General features: G+C 54.9%; 10 protein-coding genes. 3 read left to right on the top strand and 7 right to left on the bottom strand.

Annotated features, from left to right (window positions below; translation table 11 throughout):
- The first annotated feature begins 100 nt into the window (after positions 1–100).
- Together J5289_RS06790 and J5289_RS06785 are read left to right on the top strand one after the other, a co-directional pair.
- Positions 101–847, top strand: a complete 747-nt coding sequence (locus J5289_RS06790) for a DNA-processing protein DprA (protein ID WP_209206662.1) — start codon at positions 101–103, stop codon at positions 845–847.
- Complete coding sequence (locus J5289_RS06785) at positions 844–1,518, top strand: hypothetical protein (protein ID WP_209206664.1); 675 nt, start codon at positions 844–846, stop codon at positions 1,516–1,518. Before J5289_RS06790 ends, J5289_RS06785 begins: the two co-directional genes overlap by 4 nt.
- Here J5289_RS06785 and J5289_RS06780 read toward each other — a convergent pair.
- The 7 genes from J5289_RS06780 to J5289_RS06750 form a co-directional block, all read right to left on the bottom strand.
- Positions 1,515–3,656, bottom strand: coding sequence for a TniQ family protein (locus J5289_RS06780; protein ID WP_209206665.1), 2,142 nt, complete (start codon positions 3,654–3,656; stop codon positions 1,515–1,517). The genes J5289_RS06785 and J5289_RS06780 overlap by 4 nt on opposite strands.
- On the bottom strand, positions 3,653–4,603 hold the full coding sequence (locus J5289_RS06775; RefSeq protein WP_209206666.1) for a TniB family NTP-binding protein: 951 nt from the start codon (positions 4,601–4,603) through the stop codon (positions 3,653–3,655). Before J5289_RS06775 ends, J5289_RS06780 begins: the two co-directional genes overlap by 4 nt.
- Positions 4,600–6,903: a DDE-type integrase/transposase/recombinase gene (locus J5289_RS06770; protein WP_209206667.1), complete on the bottom strand. Its 2,304-nt coding sequence runs from the start codon at positions 6,901–6,903 to the stop codon at positions 4,600–4,602. Before J5289_RS06770 ends, J5289_RS06775 begins: the two co-directional genes overlap by 4 nt.
- Before the next feature lie 10 nt (positions 6,904–6,913).
- A complete protein-coding gene (locus J5289_RS06765; protein WP_209206668.1) occupies positions 6,914–7,663 on the bottom strand; it encodes a hypothetical protein in 750 nt (249 codons plus the stop codon).
- 581 nt (positions 7,664–8,244) lie between these two features.
- Positions 8,245–10,158 carry an AAA family ATPase gene (locus J5289_RS06760; protein ID WP_209206669.1) on the bottom strand — a complete coding sequence of 638 codons (1,914 nt, stop codon included), beginning with the start codon at positions 10,156–10,158 and terminating at the stop codon, positions 8,245–8,247.
- A gap of 48 nt (positions 10,159–10,206) precedes the next feature.
- Positions 10,207–10,800, bottom strand: a complete 594-nt coding sequence (locus tag J5289_RS06755; RefSeq protein ID WP_209206670.1) for a hypothetical protein — start codon at positions 10,798–10,800, stop codon at positions 10,207–10,209.
- Between the two features lie 336 nt (positions 10,801–11,136).
- The gene (locus J5289_RS06750; RefSeq protein WP_209206672.1) at positions 11,137–11,682 is read right to left on the bottom strand and encodes a chloramphenicol phosphotransferase CPT family protein; all 546 of its coding nucleotides are present in this window, start codon (positions 11,680–11,682) and stop codon (positions 11,137–11,139) included.
- Positions 11,683–11,834: 152 nt separating this feature from the next.
- Here J5289_RS06750 and J5289_RS06745 point away from each other — a divergent pair, with 152 nt between their 5' ends.
- Positions 11,835–12,272, top strand: coding sequence for a GNAT family N-acetyltransferase (locus J5289_RS06745; protein ID WP_209206674.1), 438 nt, complete (start codon positions 11,835–11,837; stop codon positions 12,270–12,272).
- Positions 12,273–12,354: the final 82 nt, after the last annotated feature.

Here is a 12,354-nt window from a genome sequence, read left to right as displayed (position 1 = left end):
TCAGAGCAACGACACATATCTTTGAGCACTGACCAGCGACCTGTAGTCGGGCCGGTTGTAGACCTCGCGAATCGCTTGAAATCGCTGTAATGATGGGCCAATGAAAGCCACTGCTGCAACCACCACTAAAGCTAGGCGGCCATCCTCATTGTATATGAGGCCCGAGCGAATTCGCACGGCCACTCTCCAGGAGGTACTGCAGCAATTTGGCAGAAGCGCAAGCAACACCGGACAAACCGATCTGCTGCGGAGCTATGGGGAGCGAGACACATTCCTTTATTATGCAGGCGATCTTCGCCTTCTGAGCAAGGCAACAGTCTCGATTGTTGGTACTCGGCAGATTAGCCCTGATGGAATTCGCCGAGCAGCAAAGCTTTCAAGGCAGCTCGCTGAAGCAGACGTTCTCGTCATGAGCGGCTTGGCGAAAGGTGTTGATACGGTTGCTCACACTTCAGCATTAGAGGCACGCGGGCAAACAGCCGCAGTCGTCGGGACCCCCTTGGATAAGGCGTACCCTGCCGAGAACGCTGAACTGCAGATGGAAATTTACAATCAGCACCTGCTCATCTCGCCGTTCAATATCGGTGAGCAGGTTTACAAATCCAATTTTCCGGCACGAAACAAGGTCATGGCCGTTTTGAGCGACGCCACGGTGATCGTCGAGGCGTCCGACACCTCAGGCACACTGCACCAGGCTGCAGAATGCCAAAGAAATAACCGTTGGCTCTTCATCATGCGCTCAGTTGTTGAAGATGAGTCAGTCACCTGGCCATCAAAATTTCTCAAACATCCCAAAACCCGTGTGCTGACTGACACGGCCGAGCTATTGGAAGCCATACGCCGATGACCGATATCTCCGTGACGTGTCTGATACCATACAATGCGGAGAAGAAAGAAAATCGCCCCCAGGTCGAGTGGGACGCCATCCACATGAAGCGGGTCGTGAAAGCCGAGCAGCTGAACGGTAGTTTTAACTTCTGGATCAACGGCGTCTACACCAAGATCAACAAAAACAACGTCGGGTTATTTCAGCACGAAATCAATAGGTTATTTGCGGCGCAAATAATGGCTCATTACCCGTATCCTGTGGCCTTGGTACCAATCCCGAATGGCGATGGCGTCATCGGCCAAAACAACGTTTTTCGAACACTGCGCATAGCCAAAACAATCGTCAATCGGATGGCAAACGGTAGCGTCTGCCTCGACATGCTGCGCTGGAATGCACTCGTAGGAAAATCACATTTAAATCAGCGTGCCCGTCGAATTGATGATCACCTCGCAGCTTTTCGGGTCAATGGTGCGACAAATCTGCCAATCGTAATATTTGATGATTTCCTTACGACTGGATCGCAAATGGCCGCTGCGAAGATCAAGCTCGAAGAGGCAGGATACAATGTCGTTGGCTGCTACACTATTTTCGAAAGGCTTGACGTGGGTGTAGTGGTCGGCCCGCCCGCTTGGAAAAACACGACCCGCAGCGTATTGCGGATCGCAGATTTCTTTGCCGACATCGGTTAGCGCCGCCGGGGAGTCATCTCGATCAGCGATACCAGTGCCTCTTCCAGACAGCTCAACGAGGGCTCGATATCGCAAACCATGAGCGTCACGGTCCCCAGTTCCGACGCCCGTCGCCTTCCCTCAAACTTTAAAACGCGATCCTCGGGCTCGAAGCTGACAAAGAAAGCGACGTTGTTACCCGCGTTGCTAACGATCTGCCCATCAACTGGCAGCTGCGAAGGAAATTGAAGGTACGGCGGCATGTTCCCTCCAAGTGCCCTCACCTTTTCCCAAAGCCTCCAAAATTCTGGATCGTCGATCTGTGTGGGATCAGCGTTCAGTCCAAACGCCAAAGCGATGTCCTCGTACCGATAAATCGTGTTTACCGACCGCGCCTCTGCCTTCGGCCTTCTGGGAAGCAGAGGTTTGAACCCGCTCGCGGCCATGACTGCGATCATTTCGTCCAGGCTGACATTCAATGACCGCAGGAAAGTGCTGGCGTTCCGATATTTGGCAGCGAAGGCCATTACAGACGTCTTGCTAAGCCAACGGGCCGCACCATCCCCCTTTCCTTCCTTCAAATGACGACCGTCGAGCAGCCGCAACATCGTCTCACGCGTAACGCTCAGTTCAACCTCTGCTTCACCTACCGACATCATGGTTTTGGAACGCTGAAGCTTGCGTAAAGGCCGACGCGTCGATTTGATCGGCTCGCAGATGATCGCCAGGCCTTCAAAGCCAATCTTCGCAGGATCGGCAACCACAATCTCAAGCTCACCTTTGAGGATGGATACAGCGAGATCACCCCTGCGCAATTTGTGGTCTTTCGCGTAGTGACGGAAGCCGGTCCGGTGCGCGGATGGTCCGTCTTTGCAGAGCGCCGCAAGCCTATTGAGCACTTCGTTGACATCCGATCTCAGGTATCGGAATCCTTCGTCATCAGCCACTCCGAGGCTTGAAAACTCTCGAAGGTTCCCCGCATCAACAAGGGCTTTAATCTCGGGAGGCGTCAGCCCAAGCAATGGGGCCGCTTGCCTACGGTGGATCGTCTTGTGCCAGAAGGCTTCGATAGCATCGGCTTCGGACGGATCGAACATCACCAGTCCGCGATACTTCTCACGCTTGGGAAGAAACCCGAGCATGTCGGCGACGGTAGCAACGCCGTTTCTCGCGACACCCATGCGGTGGGCCAAGGCTGCGAGACTGACCTCTTCGTCCAGGAAAGCATCCGACGTCAACGGCCCGGAAAACTCCCGGGCTTCGAGCGCCAGCGCCTTGCGAAGCACTTTTTGCAGCATGTCAGTGAGGCGCAGGTCCAGCAGCCCCCACTTCCTTTCAACGATCCACCGGAAAACAAAGCCATACCCTTTGGTTCGGACTTCCTGGGGAACAGCAAGTCTAATCCAAGCTCGTACAGCTTCGACCAATGCCACGGCATCGCCGCTCAATGCCTGAAATCCAGCTTCTACAAATTTCCAGTCATCCGGCGGAACGTCAGACAGGGACGAAGACGCCAGCAACCGGCCAACGAGGTGGCAGAGATCGATTACGGTACCGATGTCGCTCTGATCAAGAATGGGTGCCTCAAAACGGCGATCAAAGCCAAGCCTGCCGATGATGTAGCCTGCGAACGTTTCGGTATCGTTGGCTCTCGGAAAAGGGGCAGCGAGCATCTGTCCGCGCGGCGACATATTCATGATCGGCCACCACCAACGAACAGGCTCCCCATGCAGATCAAGATCGAGCAGCGGATGGCGGTGATACGGACAATCCGCAATCGCGATGATGTCCCACCAGGCCCGGTGGTGAGCGCTCTCGTGTAAGCAGCCTGGGCACCACCGCCTAGAAGAAAACGAGAGGTTTGCGTGGTTAAAGCGCTGCCCGGCCAGCCAGACGCCGTCGTCTTTCCGCACTGGCGTCGCATTGCGGAGGCGCAACTTGCGCTCTTCGCTGAGAGGGAGCTTCAGAATAATCTCCATCAGCCTCTCAGGGTTCATGTTACGCGTGTCCACGTCGATGCCATCGCTGTAACGCGTAACGCTGGAATGACCCTCGGCGGCAACCAGTCGCGCGAAATAGCCATGCCCAGGTTCGTCGCGCTCGTTTTCAATTGTCCAGCGACTGAAAGGCGTGGTTCGGATATCGAAAGCGATGGTCATGCAGGCACCACTTGGCCGAATGGCTTGTAGGTCTTCCCGGTCGGCAAGCGGTCCATGGCCGCTCGCTCCAGATGCTCTCGCATAATGCACGCGGTGTCGTCGTTGATTGCATCGTATGCGGCGGCGATGATGATGTTCATGACCATACCGATTGAACCGTCGGAGACCTCGTACAGGTCAGCGATGTATCGTTTTGCAGAAAGGTCGGACAGCTGGCGAAACGGAAGCCGCTGATCGACACCATGCAAAAATACACGGAACTGCGTTCGCCCATGCCTTTCCGCATCAAACCCTTCGGTTCGGAAGCGAGGAAAGCCGCCGCGCCCCAACATCTGAAGATCGGTTTCCATCGAGCGCTCAACGATAGAAGGACCCACGAGAAGGATGTTGCACGCGTTAACCTGATCCAGGAGATATTTGATCAGGGAAATAAAGACGGTGCGACGGCGACCCGGAGTACCAAGAAGACAATGCGCGTCGTCAACGATAATGAGCTTCACGCCACAGTCGATAATCCTGCGGGCCGCCTTGGTATTTAAAGTCGATGTCGTGAGGCGAGGAAGCGTCGGAATGCCGGTCGCAAGGTAAATCTGTCGACCAAGCTCAAGCGTGTCCCAATCAAGCCGCGCTTGGAGATAAATCACTTCCTGCTGAAATCCATTGTCGGTAATCACAGGCGGGTACTGACGTGCGAAATTCTGCAGAATGAACGTCTTTCCGGAGCGATATTCACCGATCAGGCCACCCAACCAACCGGTATCGGCATCTCCGCCTTCAACTGGCCGGTGAAATTTCTCAATCTGCTTGGAAACGGCCAGAAACTGGTCGTATGGGAACAGAACGTTCTTCACCATTGCCTGACGTTCGGCCGGAGGAAGACGCGACGCTGCATCCCGCTCCTGGTCGGTGTTGAACGGCGTCGTGTGGAACTTGGGGAAAACCATCATTTGTCGTCGTCCTTTTTGTTGAAGAGCGCAGAGATGTCGTCGTCATCAGAATCGACATCCAGGTCGTATTTCTTGCCCACGCTGGGCGAGTATGCTGCCGGGCTCGATGGCGGTTTCGGCTGTGTAAATTGCGGCACGGCCTGCTCATTGGGCGTTGGTGCAGATGGCTGAGGCGCAACGAAAACGGACGACGCACTCTGAGCGGGCGATGTATTTCCGAGTTCCATTGGAACGGCCCCAGACGGCGCTTCATGGTCAATCTCCACAATCCGGCTGCGAACGTATTTCTTCGAAGCCTTGGCGTGGAACCTTGCGAGTGCCTGACGTGTGTGTCGGTTGCCGCGAATGCGATTGATCTCGACAAGACGGTCTGCGAAGGAGTCCAGTGCACCTTCGAAGTCTCGGGAGTCTCGTCCCATTTCACGGTTGTAGGCGATGATCTTCCGATGCTGGTAGAGTCTCAGGCCTTTGGCATACCAAGCGTCAATTGGCTGTACCGGCACTGTGATCACTCGGTCGTGGTGGTGATCAAGAATGTAAATTTCGCCAAGGTCGGTAGGATCGCGCCATGCCTTGTAAAGTGTTGTGCTTACGCCAGGAACGGCCGTCTTGTTGCCAGCGTCCGCCTGCACGACAAGCAAATCAGGATGGGTGTAAACAAGATTATCCCAGATTACGTTGCCGTTGCGGATTGCTACCTCCGACGTATTTCCAGACGCACGAACGAGGATGTCATGGTCAAACGGACGTCGATTTTTGGCATTTTTGATGCCTTCATCCCAAAGCTTGTTCGGAACGCCGTCGAGCGTTCTGAGCATACCGAGACCCTTGTGTGCGCTCCGGTGATAGTCTTCGCAGATGTAGTGCGTGAGGAAGGAATCCAGCTCGCTGAGCGTGATCTGCGGTTCCTCTTCATTGACATCTGCGAACTTCTGACGCTCAACCACATTGGACATCGTTGCGCCGGGGAGATTGTGGACAACGTCCTGATTGAGGATGCTGAAGAGACGCTCCACCCCCCCTTTCTCCCAGGGATGCCCAGGTCTGTATTCTACGAGCTGGATACCCAACTGAGAGAGTGTGAACCGAACGTCGTCATTGATGAGTGCTTGGTCATTGTCGACACCAAGGCGCACGAACGCCCCATGCTGCTTCCATTCAAGCCCCGGATAGGCAGACATGTCCTTTGGCGTGATAGCCATTTTCAACGCTTCAAGAAAAGCCTCGAAGGAAGCTCCGACGAAGCTGACGGCTTTGCTGAGAATTGACCCGGTTTTCCGGTCACGGAAAGCAATAAGATGCGGGCGGCCGTAAATGATCGGCCGCTCATCATCGATAACCGTGACATGGATAGGCGTGAAATCGACATCGACGATATCGAGCGGATGATCGGGCAATGCCTGACGAATATAGATGTCGCAGTGCTTCTTCGCGTAGGCAGCCCCGTATCGCCAAAGCGTCCTTTGATAGTCGTCGATGGCACCAAAGCGCCGTTGCATCGTTCGATTGGACGGACGGACGAAGCAACCGCTCTCGTGGGTGATCGCCTTTAAATCGGCGTTTTCGGGCTTCTTCAATTGAGAAACGAAAAGACGCTTTACATCGAGCCAGTCACCGGATTTCAAACGCCAAGCGCACTCGACGGCATCGGCGAGAAGTTCTTCGATCCTGTCGCAGAACCGATGAGACCGATTCCCAGACCCTGTTTTCGGCGCAAGAGCGACCAAGTAGTCAAAGGAGCCGTTAGAATACTGCTTAATTTTGAGCGCCATGGTATTGTAACACGGCGGATCGTTGTCGCCTGTGATGGCGGCGTGATTTCGGACCGCAGCCTCAATAATGCCTCGCCGGACAGGCTGCTGGGCGTCATTTGCACCCTTCAAGCAGGCTTCAACGTAACCGAGGTATCGCGTCGCCTTCTCCTTACGCTTGTCGGAAAGCTTGAATGCCGTTCCAGGGGCGTTGTCGTTTCGTTGCCCAGTGTTGTTCGGACGCATCCGGCGGTGTGTTTCCAGATAGAGCAACTGCGAGATGGTAAGATGGATGGAGCTGTTGCTGAGAACGTTGTCCATGGTTACGAACGCGCCGAACCTGTCATCGACGGACCAAGAGCGCACTACGTAGCGTCCAACGCGCAGGTGACCCGTTGAGTAAATATCATAACTTTCGCCAGCTGCCATCGCGATTGGCTGGTGATTCTGGGTCTCTTTAGGCTGGGGCAGATCAAGATCATTGGCCGTCATTGCCATCTTAATGGCATTAGGGTTGAGGAAGGCAGTGGGATTTACACGGATCGACATTGCTACCTCCTCAGACTGCAGGTTCAAAAAGGAGCGAGGCGTCGCTAAAAGGTCGCGAGAGGTCGATGCAAACCTCTCCCATGGCCGCCATCTGCATGATTGCCGTGAACGCACGGTCGACCCCATCGAGGTCCTTGGCGAAAACGACTGTCTGGCCGGTAAGGTCAGATACCTCGAACCGGAGTCCACGCAGTTTCGCTTCGTCGCGGACGGCGGCGATATTGGTTGGCATTGCCATCTGAGCAACCACGCGGCGCACGACCATGAGGGCATCGTGATCTTTGACGCGCATGTGGCGGTAAATGATCTTGATGTTGGCGAAGCGCGGCTGGATATAAAGAGTACGCTCGTCGTGAACGGCATAATCAGCGCCCAGCTCGCGGCGCGTGACGTCTTGCAGACGTTCGGTGCGGTCAGCAATCCAACGACGTTCCTGCTGAATAGCAAGGGGTTCGTAGTCGATGTAGATGCGACGACCATCACGCATTTCGACACCAAGATCGAATGTGTGGTCGCGCATCTTGAACATCTCGCTCGTCTGGCTGGATGCGTATTCAATGCGGATCGGGTACGGACGAATCCGGGCGACTGCCGGGTTCGTCTCCAAATGCAACATGCCGTCCAACATCAACGGAAGCCGCGTGCGCACATAGCCGCCGTCCACCTTGAGGCTCGGAGCGATGCCGGGCAAAGTGATGTGCATCACGCGACGCGCGGGTTCAAAGACTGGCTGACTTCCTGGCTCAAATCCCGTTTTCATTAGCAAGCCCCTCCGAGATCGGAAGGAATTGCCGCATTGCGACGGCCACAGGCTTCGCAAGCGAGTGCGTGGATGATCATTGCCGGAACGCCAAGGCGCTCAAGGTCAACGAGAGAAAGAGGTACTTTACGGGAGAAACTCGAAGCGGGAAAAATCACGCCAACCTCCATCAATGGCGCGACATCTGTCGGCCAAACACATTCGGACTGATCGGAAATACGGTTCAGTTCGTTATGCGTGGTAGTCGGCAAAACACGGCGATGGCCCCGACATGCATGTTTGCATGGGGCACGACAACACCGATAAATTTATCTTCGAATACGTTCATGCTACCTGGTCCAATTACGGTTTCTCGGTAGCGTTCGGCCTGGCGTGGCCGAGATAAGACTCAGCGCACGGACAGGCTAAACGCCCATAGGTCCTTCAATTGAGATAGCGCTGCTTTCACGGTCTTACTCTCCAACACGAACGTGATGACAACGTATTTCAAACTACTCGTAGAAGTCACGAGAAACCTATTTTCATGGGTAATTCCTTGGAAAAATCGGCACAGAGTTTTGAGTGATTTCCTTATCACGACGCTAATGCCCTCTCGTTGGAAGCCCAGATTTCTGTTTGATTTCAATGAACCGCTCGGCAGAAACCCGCCCGACGTCTTGCAATTCCTTTGACAAGGCTTCGAGGAGTGGCCGCTGCTCTGAAAGAATGACTTTGGCTCTTTCGAACTCGGAGCTGAGTACCCGGTCGACCTTTCGAGAAAGCTGACGGTCGCCCTGAACGGAATTGCCGTCGATTGAAATGTCGATGAAGCGAAGTCCATCGCCCATGCCGAAGTTGCCCTCGACGAGGTAAGCTAACCGGGTCGCCCGTCGGAGATCGTTATCGCTGCCAACGCCGGAGCCGTCGCCGTGACGCCCAAAGATGAGTTGTTCCGCAGCGATCCCTGCGAGGTTGGTACAAATCTCGTCCAAGTATGATTGGCGATCCCTGAATGAGATCGGCTTGTAGCGAAACGCGGCCGCCCCGGCCTGCTGTTCCTGAATGCGCGGGCTGAGCTGTCGAGCAACAAACACGCCGACGAGGTCACCGTAACCGATCTGGTCGGCCGCGATAACGTGACCTGCCTCGTGCACGGAAACTGTCTGCCTGTAGAATCCGTCGACGGGAATAAGCGCAGGTAAGTTCGCCGCAAGATCGTCCACTGTCATCAATCGACCCTCCTTGCGAGCAATTCTTCTCGCCTGCCTAGCCAACTGTTCGATGTCAGCACCAGACATGCCTTCCATCTGCGGTCCGAGGACCTTGAGCTGTTCTGCAGGAAGAGAGGTGCCGAGATGGTGTGCAAGGATCGCGACCCGTTCCCCCTCGTCGGGCATCCCGATGACGACGTGCTTGTCGAGGCGTCCAGCTCGTCTCAACGCGGGGTCGATGCGGCTCGGATTATTGGTAGCGCCAACAACGATGACCCCTTCTCGTCCGGCAACACCATCGATGCATTCGAGCAAGCAATTCACGACCTGCACCGAATATGATGCATGCTCGTGGGTGAAGGTATCCCGGTCACCAACGCTGTCGAGTTCATCCAAAAAGATAATTGACGGCGCGTTTTGCCGGGCGGCGTCGAAATCCGCTCTCATTGCCTTGAGGAGATCACCGAGATGCCCGCGTGCCTGCCATTGACCGAGCGAGGACGCAATGAAGTGACAGTCACAGCTTGCTGCCAAGGACCGCGCGAACTGAGTCTTCCCCACCCCGGGCGGTCCGCTCAACAACAAGCCCCTATCGACATCACTCCAATTAAGTTTGCCGGTTCGCCATTGCGTGAGGTCGGCAGCAAGCTGGATGCCCCAGTCTTTCGCCTGCCCGTACCCAGGCATTTCCTCAAGACGAACAACGGGAGTGGAACGTCTGCGTGATGCGACGGTGTCTTTTTCGACCTCCGTCGCTTCCCTCAATCTGCGGAGAGTTTCATGCATCGGTCGCCCTACCCGTAACGCACTCCAAACCATTGCCTCGGGATACGAGAGCGCTTCGGCAGCTTGTTGCTCTGTGGCCTCAATATTGAGCGCACAGTGGCAAGAGGCCTGAAGGTCGGTCGGCGTGATTGGCGGGATATCGATCACTGCGTCTGCCGCCAACGAGATTACCGTCGGAACCATATCCCGGGACTCTGCGATCACGATTGCCCGATGCTTATCTCGGCATTCGGTCTCGAATTCACCGATAGATTTTTCCGGACGATCCTTCGATACAATGCACATGAAGCCCAAGTCGCGGCCGAGATAATCGACGTCACTTCCATGGAGTGCCGTGGTGATCGGCTTAACGTAATCGAAGGGAGCTTTCCCCTTGGGCGTAATGAGCACGAGTATCCCGGGCGCACCTGCAGCGAATGCCGGAACTGAACGAACAGCCCTCGTGACGCTGCAATGCAATGCAAACCCGTACGCCGAAGCGGGCTTCTGCCGCTTTCTCGGTTTTTCTAACTTGGACATGGGAAACCTACCTGCAGCTCATGCTGCGAAACCAATTGGAAGTCGGGATCAGTCGCGCTTGCGACGAACCTGCGTCTCTGGGCCGATGAGGGTCTCGTCTAGGTCCATCGTGATGAAGCGATGAAGGACGAGGCTCGCAAGCCCAGCTATCGGTTTTGTTTCCTGGAAAGCGTTGAGGCACTCAGCAACGGTGAGGCTGCCATGCTCATCAAGAGCCGCAAGGAGGCGGATGCGGTCGGAAAGCGCGGTCTCGTATCTGGCATAGCGGAGCAAGTCTTTGGCGTTCTTCAATCTCACTTTGGGAAGTGAGAAACGCGAAGCCGTCTCGTACTTATACCCGGCGGCTTCAGCACTTTGGGAAATCCAGTCGGGATGTCCGTCGGCCGAAGCGTCGATGAGAGTTAATGTGTCATGGCGTTCGGCGAGGAAATCAGGGCGATAAGTTTGGATGCCGTTTGAAAGGCAAACCGGCATGCATGACCAGGAGATAACGTTGTCATCGACATCAAGAATGCATGCCAAATCCCTGGCAAGCTGGCTTCGGTATACAATCGGACCGGAGCATCTAACAGTGCCAAGTGGATAAAAGGTTTGTGCCGAAACAGTCGGCGACCCTGTCGGGGATGAAAGAGAGACGCTCATCAGGAACACTCGCAATAGAACAACACTAAAGGTCCCGCCTAAGCGGAACGGCTCATAGGGTTATTCGTAGCAATGTGCGAACGTGCTGGGTCATGGCGGAACAAATACAGAACGAATTCGTCCCTGTCAAGCAGTCATCAAGCGGTTTTATCAAAGCAGACCGAATAAGCGGCGATAGACCAAACCCCTGTCGCTACGGAGAAATCTAACGTCAACTAAACAGGCAATCAGGTGCGAACAGCTTCGGCAATAATCTCGATGGATCGTACTCGCGCCGCGTGATTAAAACATCGGAGACTATCATCAACTCGCTCCCGCCATTGACCGCAGTCGGCACTAGGCGGACTTCAGTTTTGCGAAATTTGACGAACGACTTTCAGTTCGCCACGCGTCGAGTAACTTCTCGACGTTGCGATCCACGCCGTCATCGCATTGCAATTCGATGTCATAAGTTTTTCCTGCATGTATTGTCTCGAAGTCCTTCTTGGCACTGCCCACCGGCCTGTCACCTCGCGCGGCTTCACGCTCAATCAAGGTTGCGAGCGGTGAATGCACGGCGGCGAAGACGACGTCATGCTCTGCCAGGAGATCGACAAGCGTTTCAAGCCATCCTTCGGTATCAAGAATGTGCTCAAGAATGAGATTGTTACCGGCATCCGCGTAGGCCCGCAGTGATCCATGAAACCCATTGAAAAAGGCCGTCCGGGCATCACCCCAGCGAAAATCTCCGTTCTTAAAGCGTTCGGTCGGAAGCACGCCCGCGTCGCGCAGATGATCAATAGATACATGCCAAAACGGTTGCTCGATGCGCTTCTGCAGCGCTTTTGCAATAGTTGACTTGCCACTGCTCGACGCGCCATGCAGAAAAATAACGTGTGCCATCCACCGGTCCCTCCTGATTTCAGACAGCGCTTACGGCAACGATGTAACAAAGCAATGACCGCAAATTACCCGAAGCCGACAGGCCATGACCCGTCACATTCGTTTAGGATGTAGGTGATATCAGCGACGTTTGTAGAAATGCAGGGGACTCAATGACAGTGGAGATTAGGCTTGCTGAACCGGGTGATGTTGCAACCCTATTCCGTGTCCCGACCTCGGTGCGGGAAAATCACATCTCCCGAGAGCGTCTTGCCGAGCTAGGCATTACCGACAATTCGGTCTCTGAGATGATTTCTGCTTCGCCATGCGCTTGGGTTGCTGTAGTGAGCGATGAAATCGTTGGATTTTCAATGATAGACGTGGCTGACGCTTCTCTTTTTGCCGCATTCGTCCTCCCTGCACACGAGGGAAAAGGTTCGGGCACCCAACTGGTGCTAGTCGCGGAAAGCGAGCTATTCAACCACCATTCCGAGATTTGGCTTGAAACGGACAGGGACAGCCGTGCGGCGGGCTTCTACAGGCATCTCGGCTGGGGCAACGAGCGTGAGGCCAAGGGCAGCCAAATCCGGCTTACCAAGACAAGGCCTTGATGTCTCCTGTTGGCGCGAAGCCGCCGAGCGGTGTCGACTGGTGTTAGCTCATAGCGGTCATCAGCTCGACAAGAACTCTGGC

The organism is Rhizobium sp. B230/85 (genome assembly GCF_019355735.1).
Lineage (GTDB): Bacteria > Pseudomonadota > Alphaproteobacteria > Rhizobiales > Rhizobiaceae > Rhizobium > Rhizobium rhododendri.
The sequence above is the reverse complement of the archived record's forward strand: the minus strand, read 5'-3'. Positions and strand labels throughout refer to the sequence as shown.